The 19,315-nt window shown below is 64.5% G+C and carries 10 protein-coding genes and 1 tRNA gene; 7 read left to right on the forward strand and 4 right to left on the reverse strand.

Annotated elements, in window-relative coordinates:
- The first annotated feature begins 14 nt into the window (after window positions 1–14).
- Both H8F26_RS01845 and H8F26_RS01850 read left to right on the forward strand, forming a co-directional pair.
- A complete protein-coding gene (locus H8F26_RS01845) occupies window positions 15–131 on the forward strand; it encodes a photosystem I reaction center subunit VIII (RefSeq protein ID WP_197157084.1) in 117 nt (38 codons plus the stop codon).
- Window positions 132–185: 54 nt separating this feature from the next.
- A complete protein-coding gene (locus H8F26_RS01850; protein ID WP_197157086.1) occupies window positions 186–677 on the forward strand; it encodes a photosystem I reaction center subunit XI in 492 nt (163 codons plus the stop codon).
- Window positions 678–1,918: 1,241 nt separating this feature from the next.
- On the opposite strand, the gene psaB is transcribed toward H8F26_RS01850, so the two are convergent.
- Both psaB and psaA read right to left on the reverse strand, forming a co-directional pair.
- Window positions 1,919–4,132: a photosystem I core protein PsaB gene (psaB, locus tag H8F26_RS01855; protein ID WP_197157088.1), complete on the reverse strand. Its 2,214-nt coding sequence runs from the start codon at window positions 4,130–4,132 to the stop codon at window positions 1,919–1,921.
- A 19-nt stretch (window positions 4,133–4,151) separates the two neighbouring features.
- Complete coding sequence (gene psaA / locus H8F26_RS01860; protein ID WP_197157090.1) at window positions 4,152–6,455, reverse strand: photosystem I core protein PsaA; 2,304 nt, start codon at window positions 6,453–6,455, stop codon at window positions 4,152–4,154.
- 637 nt (window positions 6,456–7,092) lie between these two features.
- Here psaA and H8F26_RS01865 point away from each other — a divergent pair.
- From H8F26_RS01865 to H8F26_RS01880, 4 genes are all read left to right on the forward strand, one after another.
- Window positions 7,093–8,418, forward strand: coding sequence for a hypothetical protein (locus tag H8F26_RS01865; protein ID WP_197157092.1), 1,326 nt, complete (start codon window positions 7,093–7,095; stop codon window positions 8,416–8,418).
- On the forward strand, window positions 8,415–10,355 hold the full coding sequence (gene cobJ / locus H8F26_RS01870) for a precorrin-3B C(17)-methyltransferase (protein ID WP_197157094.1): 1,941 nt from the start codon (window positions 8,415–8,417) through the stop codon (window positions 10,353–10,355). Before H8F26_RS01865 ends, cobJ begins: the two co-directional genes overlap by 4 nt.
- Before the next feature lie 161 nt (window positions 10,356–10,516).
- Entirely contained in the window at window positions 10,517–10,768 is a 252-nt protein-coding gene (locus tag H8F26_RS01875; protein WP_197157096.1) for a hypothetical protein, read from the forward strand.
- Between the two features lie 208 nt (window positions 10,769–10,976).
- A complete protein-coding gene (locus H8F26_RS01880) occupies window positions 10,977–13,382 on the forward strand; it encodes a bifunctional diguanylate cyclase/phosphodiesterase (protein WP_231605404.1) in 2,406 nt (801 codons plus the stop codon).
- Between the two features lie 118 nt (window positions 13,383–13,500).
- On the opposite strand, the gene H8F26_RS01885 is transcribed toward H8F26_RS01880, so the two are convergent.
- Window positions 13,501–13,574: transfer RNA gene (locus H8F26_RS01885), tRNA-Pro, on the reverse strand.
- 74 nt (window positions 13,575–13,648) lie between these two features.
- Here H8F26_RS01885 and lipA point away from each other — a divergent pair.
- Window positions 13,649–14,539: a lipoyl synthase gene (gene lipA, locus H8F26_RS01890; RefSeq protein ID WP_197157108.1), complete on the forward strand. Its 891-nt coding sequence runs from the start codon at window positions 13,649–13,651 to the stop codon at window positions 14,537–14,539.
- Window positions 14,540–14,677: 138 nt separating this feature from the next.
- Here the strand turns inward: lipA and gltB are convergent, their stop codons facing one another.
- Complete coding sequence (gene gltB, locus H8F26_RS01895) at window positions 14,678–19,285, reverse strand: glutamate synthase large subunit (RefSeq protein WP_197157110.1); 4,608 nt, start codon at window positions 19,283–19,285, stop codon at window positions 14,678–14,680.
- Window positions 19,286–19,315 lie beyond the last annotated feature (30 nt).

Below are 19,315 nucleotides of genomic sequence, written 5' to 3' on the forward strand. Positions count from 1 at the left end.
TATTGGCCTATGCCATGACTGGAGAATTTGCAGCGGCCTGGTTGCCCTCGGTGTTCGTTCCCCTTGTGGGAATCCTGGGCCCAGCCGTGGCCATGGCCCTGTTGTTCAACGTGATCGAAGCGACCGACTGAGCCGTCGCGATCGCCTCCGGGTCTACCCGATCCCGTTCCCCTCATTCCGCCACCATGACCGTGACCCCCGTGGCCGACCCGACCGTCGGCAATCTGGCCACTCCCGTCAACAGCAGCTACTTCACCAAGGCCTTCCTGAACGCGCTGCCCGCCTATCGCCCTGCCCTGTCTCCCAACCGTCGCGGCCTGGAAGTGGGCATGGCCCATGGCTTCTTCCTCTACGGCCCCTTTGCGATCTGCGGACCGCTGCGCCTCACCGACTACGCCAGCACCGCCGGTCTTCTGGCCACCATTGGTCTGGTGTCGATTCTCACGGTGTGCCTGTCGATCTATGGCACTGCCGGCTCCGGCCCGAACGTCCAACCCCCTGACGCCACCATCGACAATCCGCCCGCCGACCTGTTCACCAAGGCAGGCTGGGCCGAATTCGCCAGCGGCTTCTGGCTGGGTGGCTGCGGCGGCGCCGCCTTCGCCTGGTTCCTCACAGGCACTGCCGTTGTGGCTCCGCTGGTGAACATCGCCGGTGGCGTCTGGAGTGTGAGCTGAGCCTCTGACTCGGCTTCAGCATCAACACAACCTGCCTGGACAGTCTTCGTACTTCTTTCCAAGCAATCCCCCGCCCAAGAGCGAACCAAAAAGCCCCGCCTTGGCGGGGCTTTTTCTGCGAAAGAATCTAGCTGGAAGCTACTGGGATTGAATCATTCATATTGAATCATTCTTTCAGCGCGATTGGCCGAAGGATTACACTCACTTCATGGACATCAGCGAGCCTGGAATCAGGCGACACTGCTGAGAGGGAGGCAGAGGCAGAGGCAGAGGCAGAGGCAGAGGCAGAGGCAGAGGCAGAGGCAGAGGCAGAGGCAGAGGCAGAGGCAGAGAAAGATAGCAGGCTGATGAAAGAAGACCATAGAAATCGGCCTAAAGAGACTAGGCCTTGAGACGACACTGCCACGCCGCAAGAGACAAGCCTGGAAACAGGTGGCGACAGATCCACCGACGATCTGCAGGCAATAAGATTAGCCAGCGGCCGCCAATGGGCTTGACGAAGCTCAGCAACATCTACTGCTACTGAAGACTTGCCTGATTCCTATTCCTGACCAGCAAACAGAAGCGTTACGGCCCAGACTCGATCGCCCTAAAGCTGAAGACGGGCAAGGGCGAGGATCACCACAACGCCAACCAAAGGCAGAGGCCGACAATCACGCCGCAACCAGACATAGAGAGTCCCTGCAATCGGAAGCAACCTACGCCATCGTCCTGAACTGCGATGTCCCAGCTTGCAGCCCCTAGCCCTCTATCTTCCCCGAGCTCTCGGAGTCACCAAGAAAAAGGCCACAGGCGCTTGCAAATTGACAATTGGCGATTGGCGATTGATCGAGGCTCACACCATGCGCCTCAAGTGGCATGGCTCACATACCTGCTGCAGCGGGTTCAGAAGCTGTAAACGCGAGACCGGAATGGCAAAAGCAAAAGGGCAAAGATTAAGCAGAAACAATGCAGAACCGTTGCTTCATCATCAACGAGTCGCAACCGATCAGATGAGCAAGAACCCGTTGCTATAGACATCTTCACTGGCACCTAGCCTCCCTGAACGCGATGACCAAGGACCCAAGAACCCCACGGTATAGCCAATCGGCAAACGTCTTCTTGGTCGAAACATCAAACACTCTTCACCAGCACACCAACGAAAAACCCCCGGCACAAGGCCAGGGGTGTCATCGTCCCTCGAGTGAAGGCAGGTCGAGTGAAGGTTATCGAGCCGAGCCAACGCGTGGCCCCGCAAAACCTCAGCCGAACTTGCCCGAGGTGGAAGCGATCAGGAAGGCAGCGTAGGTCAGGATGTAACCCACTGTGAAGTGAGCCAGACCAACCACACGGGCCTGAACGATCGAGAGAGCTACAGGCTTATCGCGCCAGCCCACCAGGTTGGCAAGCGGAGTGCGCTGATGCGCCCAGACAATCGTCTCGATCAGTTCCTGCCAGTAACCCCTCCAGGAGATCAGGAACATGAAGCCAGTGGCCCATACCAGGTGACCGAACAGGAACATCCAGGACCAGACGGCCAGGTTGTTCGAGCCAAACGGGTTGTAACCGTTGATCAGCTGGGAGCTGTTCAGCCAGAGGTAATCACGGAACCAGCCCATCAGATAGGTACTGGATTCGTTGAACTGAGCCACGTTGCCCTGCCAGATGGCGAGGTGCTTCCAATGCCAGTAGAAGGTGACCCAACCCACGGTGTTCAGAGCCCAGAAGACTGCCAGATAGAAGGCGTCCCAGGCAGAGATGTCGCAGGTACCGCCACGGCCAGGGCCATCGCAGGGGAAAGAGTAGCCGAAGTCCTTTTTATCGGGCATCAGCTTGGAACCCCGGGCATCCAGGGCGCCCTTCACCAGGATCAAGGTCGTGGTGTGCAGACCCAGCGCAATGGCGTGGTGCACAAGGAAATCACCAGGCCCGATCGGCAGGAACAGATCGGTATTGCCATTGATGGCATCCAGCCAGTAGTGATCGCCAGGGATGTTGGCCGAAGCCAGGGAGGCGGCACTACCAGGATTGGAGAGCAGCACGTCCATGCCGTACATCGCCTTGCCGGAAGCGGCCTGGACGAACTGGGCGAAGACGGGCTCGACGAGGATCTGCTTCTCGGGAGTTCCGAAAGCCACGACCACGTCGTTGTGGACGTAGAGACCCAGAGTGTGGAAGCCGAGGAACAGGGAAACCCAGCTGAGGTGGCTGATGATGGCTTCCTTGTGGTCGAGCATCCGGGCAAGAACGTTGTTCTTGTTGGCTTCCGGGTCGTAGTCGCGGATGAAGAAGATCGCACCATGGGCGAAAGCACCGCACATCAGGAAGATGGCGATGTACTGGTGGTGCGTGTACAGCGCAGCCTGCGTTGTGTAGTCCTTCGCGATGAACGCGTAAGACGGCATCGCATACATGTGCTGAGCCACCAGGCTCGTCACCACACCGAGGCTGGCCAGCGCCAGACCCAGCTGGAAGTGGAGCGAGTTGTTGATGGTGTCGTAGAGACCCTTGTGGCCAGCTCCGAGGTCACCAGGGGTGCCCTTGGGCGGGTTGTGGGCTTCGAGGATCTCGCGGATGGAGTGACCGATACCGAAGTTGGTGCGGTACATGTGACCCGCGATCACGAAGATCACACCAATCGCCAGATGGTGATGGGCGATATCCGTGAGCCAGAGGGCTTCGGTCTGGGGGTGGAAGCCGCCCAGGAAGGTCAGGATCGCGGTACCCGAGCCTTCGGCGGTGCCGAAGACCTGATTCAGACCATCGGGATTCTGGGCATAGACGCCCCAGTTACCGGTGAAGAACGGAGCCAGACCAGCGGGGTGGGGCAGCACCGAAAGGAAGTTGTCCCAACCGACGTGCTGACCGCGGGCCTCAGGGATGGCGACGTGAACGAGGTGACCGGTCCAGGCGATGGAGCTGAAGCCGAACAGAACAGCCAGGTGGTGGTTCAGACGGGACTCAGCATTCTTGAACCAGGCCAGGGAAGGCCGGAACTTGGGCTGAAGGTGGAGCCAGCCGGCGAACAGAGCCCAAGCCGACAGGATCATCATGAAGATGGAGCCCTGATACAGCTCGGCGTTGGTGCGCATACCGATCGTGTACCACCAGTGGTACAGACCTGAATACGCGATGTTCACCGGAGAGGAAGCGCCCGCCTGGGTGAAGGCGGCAATCGCGCCTTGACCGAAGTGGGGATCCCAGATCGCATGCGCGATGGGACGGACGTGCAGAGGATCGGCGACCCACTGCTCAAAGTTGCCCTGCCAGGCGATATGGAACAGGTTGCCCGAAACCCAGAGGCCAATGATGGCCAGGTGACCGAAGTGGGTGGAGAACAGCTTTTGGTAAAGCCGCTCCTCGGTCATGCCGTCGTGACTCTCGAAGTCGTGAGCCGTGGCAATGCCGTACCAAATACGGCGGGTTGTCGGGTCCTGTGCCAGACCCTGGCTGAACGAAGGAAATTTCGTTGCCATTGGGAAAGGTCAGGAAAGGTCAGCCGACCGCAATGATGCGGGCCAGGAAGAAGGACCAGGTGGTCGCGATACCGCCCAGCAGGTAATGGGCGACACCAACGGCACGGCCTTGGGTGATCGAGAGCGCCCGCGGCTGAATGGCGGGGGCAACTTTCAGCTTGTTATGAGCCCAGACGATGGACTCAATCAGCTCTTGCCAGTAGCCGCGGCCACTGAACAGGAACATCAGGCTGAACGCCCAGATGAAGTGGGCACCCAGGAACATCAGACCGTATGCACTGGAGGACGAGCCGTAGCTGTTGATCACCTGTGCGGCCTGAGCCCAGAGGAAATCGCGGAGCCAGCCATTGATGGTGATGGCACTCTCAGCGAAGTTCCCGTTGGTGATATGCGAGACGCTGCCGTCTGCATTCACGGTTCCCCAGACATCGCTCTGCATTTTCCAACTGAAGTGGAAGATGACGATCGAGAGGGAGTTGTACATCCAGAACAGACCCAGGAACACATGGTCCCAAGCCGAAACCTGGCAGGTACCGCCACGGCCGGGGCCGTCGCAGGGGAAGCGGAAGCCGAGGTTGGCCTTGTCAGGGACAAGACGGGAACTGCGGCTGTACAGCACACCTTTCAGCAGGATCAACACCGTCACGTGGATGGTGAAGGCGTGAATGTGGTGCACCATGAAATCTGCCGTTCCCAGGGGAATCGGCGCGGCAGCAACCTTGCCACCCACGGCCACGACAGCGCCGTTGAACACCTCGCTCACACCCGCCAGGGCGTTGGGAGCGGTGGTGCCGGCTGCTGCGGCGTGAAGACCCTGAATCCACTGCGCGAAGATCGGCTTCAGCGCGATGGCGGAGTCACTGAACATGTCCTGGGGACGTCCCAGGGCACGCATGGTGTCGTTGTGGATATACAGACCGAAGCTGTGGAAGCCCAGCCAGATGCACACCCAATTGAGGTGACTGATCAGGGCGTCACGTGCCTTGAGCACCCGGTCGAGCACGTTGTCGATGTGCTTGGCGGGGTCATAGTCACGCACCATCGCGATGGCGGCGTGGGCACCGGCACCGACGATCAGGAAGCCACCGATCCACATGTGGTGGGTGAAGATCGAAAGCTGGGTGGGGTAGTCGATGCCGATATAGGGATATGGAGGCATCGAGTACATGTGGTGCGCCACAATGATGCTCAGCGAACCCATCAATGCAAGGTTCACGCCAAGCTGGGCGTGCCACGAAGTGGTCATGAACTCGAAAAGTCCGTCATGACCTTTGGGAGCTGGGAAGAGCAGAGGATCGCCCTTCTGGCCCTCAAGGATTTCCTTGATGCTGTGGCCAATGCCCCAGTTGGTCCGGTACATGTGACCGGCAACAATGAACAGGACCGCAATCGCCAGGTGGTGATGGGCGATGTCTGTCATCCACAGACTGCCGGTGACAGGATTCAGACCACCCTTGAAGGTGAGGAAATCACTGTAGGCAGCCCAGTTCCCGCTGAAGAACGCCGAGATGCCGGCACCAAAACCGGGGAACAACTGAGTCAGCAGCTCCTGGTTGAGGAATTCATGGGGAAGGGGGATGTCCGCCACCGAAGCGATGGTCTTGCCGTTCAGCACCAGCGGTGAGCCGGCGTCGATGGCATCCATCAACTGGGTGGTGGGCAGGGACACATGCAGCAGGTGCCCCGTCCAGGACAGGGAACCCAGGCCGAGCAGGCCAGCCAGATGGTGGTTGAGCATGGACTCAACGTTCTGGAACCACTCGAGCTTGGGAGCCGCCTTGTGGTAATGGAAGACGCCGGCATTGAGCATCAGGCCGGCCATCACCAAGGCACCGATGGCGGTGGCCATCAGTTGGGTTTCAGAAGTGAAACCCCAGGCCCGCCAGACGTGGAACAGGCCTGAAGTGATCTGAATGCCGTGGAATCCGGCACCCACATCACCGTTGAGAATTTCCTGGCCAAAGATCGGCCAAACCACCTGAGCCGAAGGCTTGACGTGCAGGGGGTCGGCCAGCCAGCCGGTGTAGTTGGAGAAGCGGGCACCATGGAAGAAGGCACCGCTCAACCAGATGAAGATGACGGCCAGATGGCCGAAATGAGCCGAGAAGATCTTGCGAGAAACCTCTTCAAGATCACTCGTGTGGCTGTCGAAGTCGTGAGCGTTGGCGTGGAGGTTCCAAACCCAGGTGGTGGTTTTGGGACCCTTGGCGAGGGAGCGATCGAAATGCCCGGGTTTGCCGAACAGTTCGAAGGTCGCCGGAACCGGGTTCCGATCGACCTGGGCTTTCGCCGTTTTCCCACGCTCTGGTGGGCTGATGGTCATCGAGACGTTCCTCGAGGGACGGGGTCGAGGTGGAGGTCCACCCCTTACACCCGCTGTGGCGAATTCGGCGCGGAACGCCGGCGCCGCCACGGCGAGTGACGGGCCCTATGAACAGAAAGACGAGCGTCCTGCCCATGGGCGCCAGGCGAACAAGGCTCTGCCCAAAAGGGCGAAAACGCTTGCTACGACTGGTGCGAGGGGCCCCTGAAAGGGGACCGCTGGCGAAAGTATAGGGGTCAGTTTCAATCGGATCCCCCCGCCAGTTACAAAGGTTCAATCCCCGCGCTTTCCAGGCCTGGCAAGGGGTTTGACAGGGAGCGAGTCACATCGAGAGACCCCAAAATCCAGAGTCTGCACTAGCACCAGACGCGAAAGACTTGCTACCAGAGCTATAGACAGCTGCCTGCCTTGGCGATCGGTGAGCAGAATGCCCGCAGACGACGATGAATCGGACGTGCGATCAGACCTGCAGGGCACGAAAGGGTCGCAACGTCAGAGCCAGCGGGCATTCGGGCGAGTCTGGGAATCTGGATGGGGGCGCATGGGATGGAGGTGGATCCCCCGACCGGTTCTGAGCTGGATCAGCGGCACGGCCGGGGACCAGAGACCGGCCTTGGCGAGGCCCGCCGGACGGCTGATGACACGGCTGTTCAGCTGGATCGTGCTGGTGGGCCTGGTGGTTGGGGCCTCAGGTTGTAGCGCGGTGGCGGCCCGAGTGGGCTTCGGACCCAAGCAACGTCAGGAGGGCGGGGCCGGCATCCTGAGCCGGCCGACCCCTTCCGCCCTGCGGGAGGTGGCGCCACCCCCAGGAGTCCAGCAACTGATGGGCGCCCTGGGGGAGCATCAGCCCAGGGTGGAAATCCTTAGCCCCCGCAACGGATCCACCCAGGCTGAGGGTGACTGGATCCTGCAGCTGGCCGTGCGGGACTGGCCCCTGGTGGACGCCGGTCCCCTGGGACTGGGCCCCCATCTGGTGGTGCAAATCGATGGGGATCCCCCGATCCGCCTGCACGACGCCGATCAGCTGGCGCTGAACTTGCCGCCCCTGTCGCCCGGCAGCCACCGGATCACCGCCTATGCCGCCAGGCCCTGGGGTGAGGCCGTCAAGAGCCCTGGCGCCCAGGCCCAGATCGTGGTGCACCGTGTGGCCGCCAACCCCCTCGGAGTGCCGGCGGTCGGATCCCCCCAGCTGATCGTGGCCAGTCCAGCCCTCACCGTTTCCGCCCAACCGGTGCTGCTCGACTGGCTGCTTCTGGATGCGCCGCTGCAACATCTGCGGCCGAACGACGACAGCTGGCGCCTGCGCGTCACCCTGAACGGCGACAGCTTCCTGGTGGATCGCAACGACCCCCTCTGGCTGCAGGGCTGGCGTCCGGGCTCCAACGCCCTTGTGCTGGAGCTGGTCGATGGCCAGGGCGAACCCCTGAATGCGCCGTTCAACAGCCTGGTGCAGGAGGTGCGGCTTGAACCCGGGCCCAGGCCGATCTGGCAGGGAGGCCGCCTCGATGCCCTGACCGTGGCCCAGCTGCTAGGGGAAGCTCCGCCACCGCAACCCGAGGTCGCTGAGACCGTCGAGGCCGTCGAGGCATTCGTTCCGACGATCCCGCCGGCGCTGGAGCCATCACCTGAAGCCTCACCGGCCCTTGAAGAGGACTCCCCCCGGTCGCCCCAGGCAGACCTAGGCAACGATCAGGACCAGGCAAAACAGCTGGAGCAGAGTCCGGTCAGTCGCGAACCTGTGGATACCGAGCTTCCGGATGGCGCCGCTCAGGCGCCTGAGCCGCAGGAATCTGTGCAACAGGAGCTCAAGCCACAGGGCGCAGACACCAACGCTGGCAGCAGCAACGAGGACAAGGAATCAGGACCCGAGCCGATCGAGGCCGCACCGACTCTGAAGACCGACACGATGCCCTCCCCACCAGCCGATGTGACCACGCCGCTCGTCATCCAGGAGGAAGCATGAGCCTGGAACGCAAAGGGCCGGTGCTGGGCCTGGGCTTCAGCGAAGCCGCGCGGGCCCTGCTGGCCCAGCTGCAGCAGGCCGGCCTAGTGGATCGCGTGCGACTGCCTGGCACGGCGTCGAGGCCAGGGCTTGAGCCAGGCGCCGGGGTCAGCGCGGCGGATGACGCATCCGACCCGGCCAGCTGGCTGCGGCACCACTGGGACGGGGCCAGCGCCGTGGTGGCGGTGGGAGCCTGCGGTCTGGTGATCCGCCTGGTGGCGCCACTGCTGCAAGACAAGTCCAGCGACCCAGCCGTGGTGGTGCTCGACCCGCAGGGACGCTTCGTCATTCCACTGCTTGGCGGCCATGCTGGCGGCGGCGAAGCACTCAGCCATCGACTGGCGGCCCTGCTGGGCGGGCAGGCTGTCGTCACCGGCGCCAGCTCAGGCCAGGGCCGACTGGCGCTCGACAGCTTCGGCACAGCCTGGGGCTGGCGCCGGGGCAGCGGCGACTGGACCCGGCTGATGCAGCGAGCCTCCCCGACGGCCGGCGACCTCCTCCCTTCTCCAGGCTCTCCCCTGCTTGTGCGGCAGGACTGTGGCGAAACGGGGTGGACCGCCCTGGAAGCCAGCCAGGCTCTGGGGCTTCAGGTACAGGGAAGCCAGACTCCTCGCCAGCAGACCACGGCTGAACCATCGGGCGATCTCTGGATCACCGCTTACCAAGGCCGTGGCTGCCGCTGGCATCCCCCAACCCTCTGGCTCGGCATCGGCTGCGAGCGGAACACCAGTTCCAGCCTGCTGGAACGCCTGGTGGCACGCGGCCTCAGCAGCACCGGACTGGCCCGTGAAGCCGTCGCCGGCCTGGGCAGCATCGACCGCAAGGGCGACGAGCCGGCGCTACTGGAGCTGGCGGAGCGCCATGGCTGGCCGCTGCGGCTCTTCGAGGCCAACGCTCTGGATGCCATGGCCGTGCCCAACCCGTCACAGGTGGTGGCCGGTGAGATGGGCACCGCCAGCGTGGCGGAAGCGTCGGCCTTGCTCGCCGCCGAGGCGATCACGCCCTGGGGCATCACCTCCTCTGCCCATGGGACCGTCCCCAGCCCCCGTCTGCTGCTGACCAAGACGATCGAGAAGGCCGGCCCCGGGGAATCCGGAGCCGCCACCCTGGCGATCGCCTTCAGTCCGCGGCAATCGGCGCCGGCCCGGGGCCGGCTGGATCTGGTCGGCAGCGGACCGGGCAGCCTCGATCTGCTCACCCCCGATGCCCGCCGTGCCCTGGCGGAGGCCACCATCTGGGTGGGCTATGGGCTCTATCTCGATCTGCTGGAACCCCTGCGCCGGCCGGATCAACAGCGCATTTACGGGAAACTCACCGAGGAGCGTCAGCGCTGCGCCACCGCCCTGGAGCTGGCCGGGGCCGGCCTGCCCGTCGCCCTGATCTCCTCCGGAGACAGCGGCATCTACGGCATGGCTGGCCTGGCCCTGGAGCTCTGGGGCCAACTGCCCAGCGATCAGCGACCGGCGTTCGCGGTGCATCCCGGCATCTCGGCGCTGCAACTGGCGGCGGCCCGCTGCGGCGCCCCCCTGATGCACGACTTCTGCACCATCAGCCTCAGCGACCGGCTCACCCCCTGGGCAGTGATCGAACGCCGGCTGGAAGCGGCCGCCGCCGGTGATTTCGTGGTGGCGCTCTACAACCCCCGCTCGCGGGGCCGGGACTGGCAGCTGGATCGGACCCGGGAGCTGCTGCTGCAAGGGCGCCCCAAGACAACACCTGTGGCCCTGGCCCGTCAGCTGGGCCGGGCGGAAGAGGCCGTGACCCTGCACACCCTGGGGGATCTGCCGGTGGAGCAGGTCGACATGCTCACCCTGGTGCTGGTGGGTAACAGCAGCAGCTACGTCTGCGATGGGCGGATGGTGACTCCGCGGGGGTATCCAGGCGCTGAGCTCAGCTGACCCCACCAGAGCTTAAAAAGAAGAATCGGGATAACAGGATTGGGCCGCCTTGTGATCAGCGGGTTCCGCAGGTCATCGCCGCCTGCTCTGGATCCTGGGCCTGGTTCTGGCCTTGATCGTCTGGGCGAATCCGGTTCTCCCGCAAGGAAGGAACCCCACTGTTGAGCTTCGACCTGGTGGTGGTGCTCTCGGCCTGCGCCCTGGACCGCTTCAGGACGGGTCATGACACCTTCGGTCACCAGACCGGGGACGCTGTGCTCCGGGGCAGGGCGGATCTGGTGCGTCCTGCCTGCGGGCTTCAGATCTGGTGGCCCGAATCGGCGGCGATGCGCTTCTGGTGGCCCTCACTGGCGGCGAGTGGCGAGCGAACCCGAGTCCCTGGTCGAGAAAAGGGGCATCGATCGACGACCTGATGGCGCGGGCGGATGAAGCCATCGACGGGGACAGGCAGCACAGGGTCGTGACCTGGTCGTGACCATTCCCCCGACGGGTTGCGTGGATCCCTCCGCCAGGGTGACCAGGCCCAACCCTGTGTCATCGCTTGTGTCCGTCCTGCTGCCGGGATCGGGGACCCCTCAGACTGATTCCACTTAGTAGAACAGACCGAGGGCCAATCAATCCATGAGTCATCAGGGCTCTTTCCAGACACCCACGGAGCCTGCCGACATCCGCCGCCAATTGCTCATTTTACATCTGGCGATGGTCGGGCTGTTCCTTCTCGATCTGGCCCTGCCGCGCAACGTCCCGCTGCTGCCCTATTACTTCCTGGTGGTGGTGCTCTCGGCGAGCGTCGTGACGCCACGCCGGATGATCCCCCTGATTGTGCAGGCCTATGCACTGGCGATCGCGTCGGGGCTCTACTGGGGCTTCTTTCCCTCGACCGACTACCTCACGCGCCTGCTGGCACTCTCCGGTGTGGTGGCTGTGGCCGTGCATCTCGCGGCCCAGCGTTCACGGGAGTCAGCACAGCGACGCCGCAGTGAGGAGCTCTTCAGGACCACGATCGACAATTCCGCCGCCGGCGTGGGCCTGACCGATGCCAGCGGTCGCTTTTTCCTGACGAACCCGGCCTTCTGCGAGATCCTTGGCTGCGACCCCCAATCCACCCACTCCCTGCACTGGCAAGACATCACCCATCCGGACGACGTCAAGCGCGAGCAGGTTCTCGTGGAGGAGATCCTGGCCAACCGGCGCTCCAGCTATCGAATCAAGGTGCGCACTGGTTCGGACAGGGAACGACCCGTCTGGATCGATCTCTGCGTGTCCTGCTCCCGGAACCCGAGCGGAGATGTGGAGTTTCTGATCGGCCAGTTCATCGACATCACGCTCCAGGTTGAGGCCGAGGGGGCCCTGAACAGGACCGAGCAGCTGCTGCACCGCACCCTGGAACAATGCAGTGTGGGCCTGGCGCTGTGCGCCCCGGATACGGGGACCATCCTGCAGGCCAATGGGCAGCTCAGCTCCCTGCTGGGGCTGGGCCCGGCCGTGCTGGCCCGGGGAAGCCTGAAGCAGGTGTTTGCCGCCCTGGAGCTTGTGTCCGTGGAGGATCCACAGGCCGGAACACCGATGGACCCTGCCGCGCTAGCGAGCGTGCTGCGCGGTGAAATCGACGGCTACGGCGTGCGGGTGAGGTTCCGGCGGGCGGACGGGCTGAGGGGCTGGGGGAATCTGCAGCTCAGCAACCTCCGCGATGCCCATGGTGCGGTGGAGCATGTGCTGCTGGAGCTCGACGAGATCACCGAGATCGTGGCCCAGGCGGAATACCTCCTGACAGCTGCCGCCGCCGGCGTGGTGGGGATCTGGGACTGGGATCCGGTGAACGACGTGCTCACCTGGGATTCGGTCATGTACCAGATCTACGGTGTGGATCCGGAGAAGTTCTCCGGTGCGGTGGAGGCGTGGTCGCAGACGGTCCATCCCGAGGACCGCCAGTTCGCTCTGAGCGAACTGGCGGCGGCCGTGCGCGGCGAGCGCGAGTACGCCCTCCGTTTTCGGGTGGTCTGGCCCGATGGAGGGGTGCGTTACATCCAGGCCGCGTCGCGCCGGTTCTTCGATGACGCGGGCAAGGTGGTGCGGATCATGGGCGTGAATTACGACGTCACGGAGCTGGTGCAGGCCCAGCAGCAGCTCAAGGCCGAGCAGCAGCGGCTGAGCATCACCCTCGATTCCCTGCTCGATCCCCATCTACTGCTCGGGCCGGTGCGGGACGAGGAGGGGCGGATCACGGATCTGCGCATCCTGCGGGCCAACCCCGCCGCCGCTGCTTACAACCACATGCCCCTCGACGAGTTCGTGGGGAGCACCCTGCGGCAGTTCTGGCCGGGTCATGTTGAGAACGGACTGTTCGATCGTTATCTGCAGGTGCTGGCCACCGGAGAACCGCTGGTGCTTGATGAGTTCGAGTACCACCAGCATGAGGTGCATGGCGGCATACGGCAATTCGACATCCGTGTGGTGAAGGTGGGAGACGAACTCAGCGTCATCTGGCGCGATGTGACGGAGCGGATCGCCATCAAGAAGGCGCTGGAACTGCGGGCCGCCACTGACAGCCTCACCACCTTGCTGAACCGGGAGGAGGTCTTCACGCAGATCGAGCGGCTCATGGGCCGCGACCAGCGCCGGGGAGGGGAGCTGGCGGTGCTGTTCTGCGACCTTGACCGCTTCAAGGAGGTGAACGACACCTACGGCCACCAAGCCGGCGATGCGGTGCTGCAGGCCATGGCCGAGCGGCTCCGCTCCTGCCTGCGCGCCTCGGACCTGGCCGCCCGGATCGGCGGTGATGAGCTGATGGTGGTGCTCCCCGGAGTGCAGGGCCTGGAGGATGCGATCGCCATCGGGGAGAAGCTGCGGCGCCTGGCGAGTGAACCGGTGCCGATCCCCGAGGGGGAGGCGCAGATCACGGTGAGTGTGGGGGTGGCTCTGGCGCGCCCCGGCGAATCGATGGATGACCTGATCGCCTGGGCCGATGGCGCGATGTACGCCGCGAAGGAGCGAGGCCGTAACCAGGTGGTGGCGATCCCGGCCTGAACGCCACCGGTCATGCCCACCCGGTTGATCTGCATGGAGCAGAGGTCCGCGAGACCTGTCCTGACAGGGAGCTGCTCTTCCAGCTAGCAAACTCCTGGCGGGGAAGCGAGGAGAAGAGTCGGGATGACAGGATTCGAACCTGCGGCCCCTTCGTCCCGAACGAAGTGCGCTACCAAGCTGCGCCACATCCCGATTTCCGGAGTGTAAGGGATCGCCCCAGCCGGCTGGCCGAGACCGGTTTCTAGAGTCGTGCATTGCGCCCGGCCATGGTGACCAGCCAGCCCACCCCCACCAAACCCGAGTGGCTCCGGGTGAAGGCGCCCCAGCGGGAGCGGATCGGAGCCGTGGCCGATCTGCTGGTAGACCTGAAGCTCAACACGGTCTGCCAGGAGGCCAGCTGCCCCAACATCGGCGAGTGTTTCGCCGGAGGCACGGCCACCTTTCTGATCATGGGGCCCGGCTGCACACGGGCCTGCCCCTACTGCGACATCGACTTCGACAAGAGCGTGCGCAGCCTCGATCCCAGCGAACCGGAGCGGCTGGGGGAAGCGGTGAGCCGGATGGGGCTCAGCCACGTGGTGATCACCTCGGTGAACCGCGACGACCTTTCCGACGGCGGTGCCAGCCAGTTCGTGGCCTGCATCGAAGCGGTGCGCCGCCGCTCGCCCCTCACCACGATCGAGTTGCTGATCCCCGACTTCTGCGGCAACTGGGAGGCCCTGGCTGCGGTGATGGCGGCCGCGCCCGAGGTGCTGAACCACAACATCGAGACCGTGCCGCGTCTTTATCGCCAGGTGCGGCCCCAGGGGATCTACGAACGCTCCCTGGAGCTGCTGCAGAGGGTGCACGAAAGCTGGCCCCGCACCTACACCAAATCAGGCCTGATGGTGGGACTGGGCGAACACGACGCCGAGGTGGACGGCGTGCTCCGCGATCTGCGCGCCCACGCGGTAGACATCGTGACCATCGGCCAGTACCTCTCCCCCGGCCCCAAGCATCTGCCTGTGCAGCGCTTCGTGACACCCGCTCAGTTCGAGGGCTTCCGCCTCCATGGAGAGGACCATCTGGGCTTCCTGCAGGTGGTGAGCTCCCCTCTGACCCGAAGTAGCTACCACGCCGGGGAGGTGCAGCGGTTGATGCGGGAATTCCCCCGCTGAGCACCAGGGAGCCCGCGCTGGTCCATCACCGGAGTGGCAGCAGGATGGTCAGTGGACAGGAAGCAACTGTCCCTCCCGGGAGAGTGAATCCATCCGGGGAGAGTGAATCCATGTCGTGACCGCAGTGGACACAGCCACTCAGGCGGCCACTGCCTCCCGTTCGGTCAGGCCAAGGTTGGCCTTCTCGCTGGGGGGCACCAGCACCTTGAAGCGGGGCTTCCAGCTGGGCCAATCGGCCAGGATCTGGGCCGCCCGGCTGCTGCCGGTTGCCTCCAGATGGGCCTCCAGCAAGGGCCGCAGCAGGGCCTCCTGCTCAGGGGTGGTGAGGTCGCAGAGGGCGACGATCTCCGGATTGAGACGATCGCGCAAGGCGTCGTCTTCGTCCAGCAGGAACGCCACACCGCCGGTCATGCCGGCAGCCACATTGCGGCCAGTGCTGCCCAGCACCACCACCACGCCACCGGTCATGTATTCGCAGCAGTGGTCACCGGCACCCTCCACCACGGTGGCGGCACCGCTGTTGCGCACGGCGAAGCGCTCACCGGCGCGGCCCAGGGCGAACAGCTCGCCACCGGTGGCCCCATAGAGGCAGGTGTTGCCGAGGATCACCTGGCTGCCAGGGTCATGCACCCCAGCTGGGGGCACCACGGTGATGCGACCGCCGTTGATGCCCTTGCCGACGTAATCGTTGGCCTCGCCCACCAGCCGCAGTGTCATGCCCTTCAGCAGGAAAGCGCCGAAGCTCTGGCCGGCGGCACCGTCGAAACTGAGATCAACACGACCACCAAAGCTCGTGTTGCCGTAGCGGGCGGCAATCTCGCCGGAGAGGCGGGCACCCACACTGCGATCAGTGTTCACGATCGGCAGGGTGCGAACCACCGCACCATGGCCGTCGATGGCCGCCATCACGGCGGGGTCAGCCAGCAGCTGGTCTTCCAGCACCGGACCGTTGGCGTGGGCCTGGCCGTCATGGCGAAGCCAGATGCGGTCAGCAGCAGCCTCAATCGGAGCCAGCAGACAGGAGAGATCCAGCGATCCGGTCTTGGCCAGTGCCACGTCGCGCATCTCGAGCAGATCGGTCCGGCCGATCAGGTGCTCCAGGCGAGCCACTCCGAGCACGCTGAGCAACTGGCGCACTTCTTCAGCGATAAACAGGAAGAAGCTCACCACATGCTCGGGCAGACCGGTGAAGCGTTGACGCAGGGCCTCCTTCTGGGTTGCCACCCCCACCGGACAGTTGTTGGTGTGGCAGACGCGGGCCATGATGCAGCCCTCGGCGATCATCGCCACCGAGCCGAATCCGTATTCCTCGGCGCCAAGCAGGGCGGCGATCAGCACATCCCAGCCGGTCTTGAGGCCTCCATCGGCGCGCAGCAGAACCCGATCGCGCAGGCCGTTCTCCAGCAGGCTGCGGTGCACTTCAGTGAGCCCCAGCTCCCAGGGGCTGCCGGCATGTTTGATCGAGCTCAGCGGTGAGGCTCCGGTGCCGCCATCGTGGCCGGAGATCTGAATCACGTCGGCGTTGGCCTTGGCCACGCCGGCAGCAATGGTGCCGATTCCAATCTCAGACACCAGCTTGACGCTCACCTTGGCGGCGGGATGTACCTGGTGAAGGTCGTGAATCAGCTGGGCCAGATCCTCGATCGAATAGATGTCGTGGTGAGGCGGCGGCGAGATCAAGGCCACGCCGGGCTTGCTGTTGCGAAGCCAGGCGATGTAGGGGTCCACCTTGGGCCCCGGCAACTGACCACCCTCGCCGGGCTTCGCGCCCTGGGCCACCTTGATTTCCAGCTGGCTGCCGCTGCGGAGATACTCGGGAGTCACACCGAAGCGCCCCGAAGCGATCTGCTTGATCGCCGAATTGGCCGAGTCTCCGCGGCGAAGGCCGCGGATGGTGGAGAGAGTGGCCGAGTGGCCCTGATCGTCCACATCGGCGAGGGGCCGGAAGCGGGCAGGATCCTCACCGCCCTCGCCACTGTTGCTCTTGCCGCCGATGCGGTTCATCGCGATCGCCAGCACCTCGTGGGCCTCCCGCGAGAGGGCCCCCAGGCTCATGCCACCGGTGCAGAAGCGGCTGCAGATGCTCTCGACGCTCTCCACCTGATCCAGGGGCAGGGGTTCAGGAGCCGGTCGCAACTGGAGCAGATCCCTCAGGGCTGTGACCGGACGATTCTCCAGCAGGGTCTTGTAGGTGGAGAAATGGTCGTACCCAGGACCTTGCTTCACAGCGGCGTGCAAGGCCTTGGCCATCTCCGGGCTGTTGAGATGGAACTCGCCGCCAGTGCGGTACTGCACAAAGCCCATGAACTCCAGCTTGGTGCGGTTGAGTTCGGGATAGGCCTTGGCGTGGAAGGCCAGGGTCTCGCAGGCCAGATCGGTGAGGCTCAGACCGGCGACGCGGCTGGTGGTGCCCTTGAAGGCCAGCTCGATCAGATCGGCGCCGATGCCGATCGCCTCGAAGATCTGGGCGCCGTGATAGCTGGCCAGCAGGGAGATGCCGATCTTGGAGAGGATCTTGCGCAGGCCATCTTCGAGAGCCTTGCGCACGTTCGCCTGGGCCTGGTCCACGCTGAGGGCGGGCAGCTTGCCGCGCTCGATCAGCGACTGGGTCTTGGGGTGGGCCAGCCAGTGGCGGGTGGTTTCAAACGCAAGCCAGGGGCAGACAGCACTGGCGCCATAGCCGATCAGGCAGGCGAGGTGGTGAGTCGTCCAGCACTGGGCCGTGTCGACCACCAGGGAACAGCGCAGCCGCAGCCCGAGGTTGAGCAAGTGATGGTGTACCGCGCCCACCGCCAGCAGAGGGGGGATGTAGGTGATCGTCGACCCAATCCCCGCGGATCCACCCTCAGGACCCTGCCGATCGGAGAGCACCAGGATCTGGCAGCCGTTCCGCACCGCTTCGGCAGCGGCATCCCTCAGGCGCCGCACGGCCACCTCAAGGCCAGCGGGGCCAGCGGTCACGGCATAGAGGGTGGAGAGGGTGCCCAGAGGGATGTGATGAGCACCCAGGTCAGCGAGTTCGGCCTCATTGAGGACGGGGGTCTCGAGATGGAGCCCGGAGGCCGCCTGCGGCTCGGGCTTCAGGGCGGACCCCCGCCGCCCCAGAAACATCTCGAGGCTCATCACCAGCTTTTCCCGCAGCGGGTCGATCGGCGGGTTGGTGACCTGGGCGAAACGTTGCTTGAAATAGTCGAACAACAGGTGGGGCTTACTGGAGAGCACGGCCAGCGGGATGTCGTCACCCATGCAGTAGGTGGGCTCCTTCGCCGCTCCGGCCATGTCCTCGATCACCAGGTCCAGGTCTTCGGCGCTGAAACCGAAGGCGGTCTGGTGCTGCAGCAGGTCCAGATCCCCGAGACGCTGCTCCTGCTCCCAGGGCTGCGGCAACAGGCTGCGACGGTGCTCAGCCAGCCAGGCGCCATAGGGGTGACGGGCCGCCGCTTCCTCCTTCACCTCCCAGTTGTGGAGGAGGCGGCCGTTCTCGAGATCCACCGCCAGCATCTGGCCGGGGCCGAGCCGCCCTTTCTCCAGGATGCGGCTCTCCTCCAGATCCACCACACCGGTCTCCGAGCCCATCACCACATAGCCATCGGTGGTGATGCAGTAGCGGGCCGGCCGCAGGCCGTTGCGGTCGAGAGTGGCGCCGACACTGCGACCATCGGTGAAGACAAGCAGGGCAGGACCGTCCCAGGGCTCCTGCAGACAGGAGTTGAATTCATACATCGCCTGGATGGCCGGGCGGCTCTCCAGCTCGGGCTGGTTGAGGAAGGCTTCCGGCACCAGGGTCAGCAGGCTGTCGGTGATCGGCCGACCGCTGCGCACCATCAGCTCAAGGGTGGCATCGAGGTTGGCCGAATCGCTGAAGGCGGCGTTGACCACCGGCCGGATGTCCGCGGCGCTGTCACCCCATGCGTCCTCGAGGTGGGCTTCAGCAGCCCGGGCCCAGTTGAGATTTCCCAGCAGAGTGTTGATCTCGCCGTTATGGCCCAGCAGCCGCATCGGCTGCGCCAGGGGCCAGCGGGGCAAGGTGTTGGTGCTGAAGCGGCGGTGATAGACCGCGAAGCTCACCGCGAAGCGCGGATCCCGCAGGTCGCCGTAGAAGGCGGCCAGCACGGCGGAACGCACCATACCTTTGTAAACAACGGTGCGACCACTGAGGGAGGCGAAATAAAGGTCGTTCGGGCCGGGGCCCCAGGCTTCGCGAGCCCGGTCGCCGATGCGGCGGCGCAGGCGAAACAGCAGGGCCTCAAGGGCGTCACCATCCTGCTCGGACGCGAGCAGCCACTGCTCGATGGCCGGTGCAGTCTGGCGCGCCAGAACCCCCAGCACCTCAGGAGCAACAGGCACCTTGCGCCAGCCAAGCGAGCGCAGATCCAGCCGCTCAGCCTCCTGCTCGCAGAAGTGACGGGCCTGATCCCGCAGGCCTGCATCTGCCGGCATGAACACCATGCCCAGTCCGCGCACACTCCCCTCCGCCGCTGCCGCCTCGGGCCAGACGGCCTCGAGATAACCCCAGGGAATGCCACACAGCAGCCCGGCGCCGTCGCCGGAATCACTGTCACCGCCACAGCCACCGCGGTGTTCCATGCATTCGAGCCCTCGCAGGGCCTGCTGCAGGACCCAGTGGCTCGGCTCACCATTGAGGTGCGCCAGAAAACCGACACCGCAGGCATCCTTCTCCCCGGCCACGGCCGCCGGCGCCGGGCTGTCGCAATGGGGCCAAACGGGCTGGGTGTAACGGGGCATAACGCTGGACGGGACCTGCGGACACGACGT

The sequence above is a fragment of the Synechococcus sp. CBW1006 genome (assembly GCF_015840525.1).
GTDB lineage: Bacteria > Cyanobacteriota > Cyanobacteriia > PCC-6307 > Cyanobiaceae > CBW1002.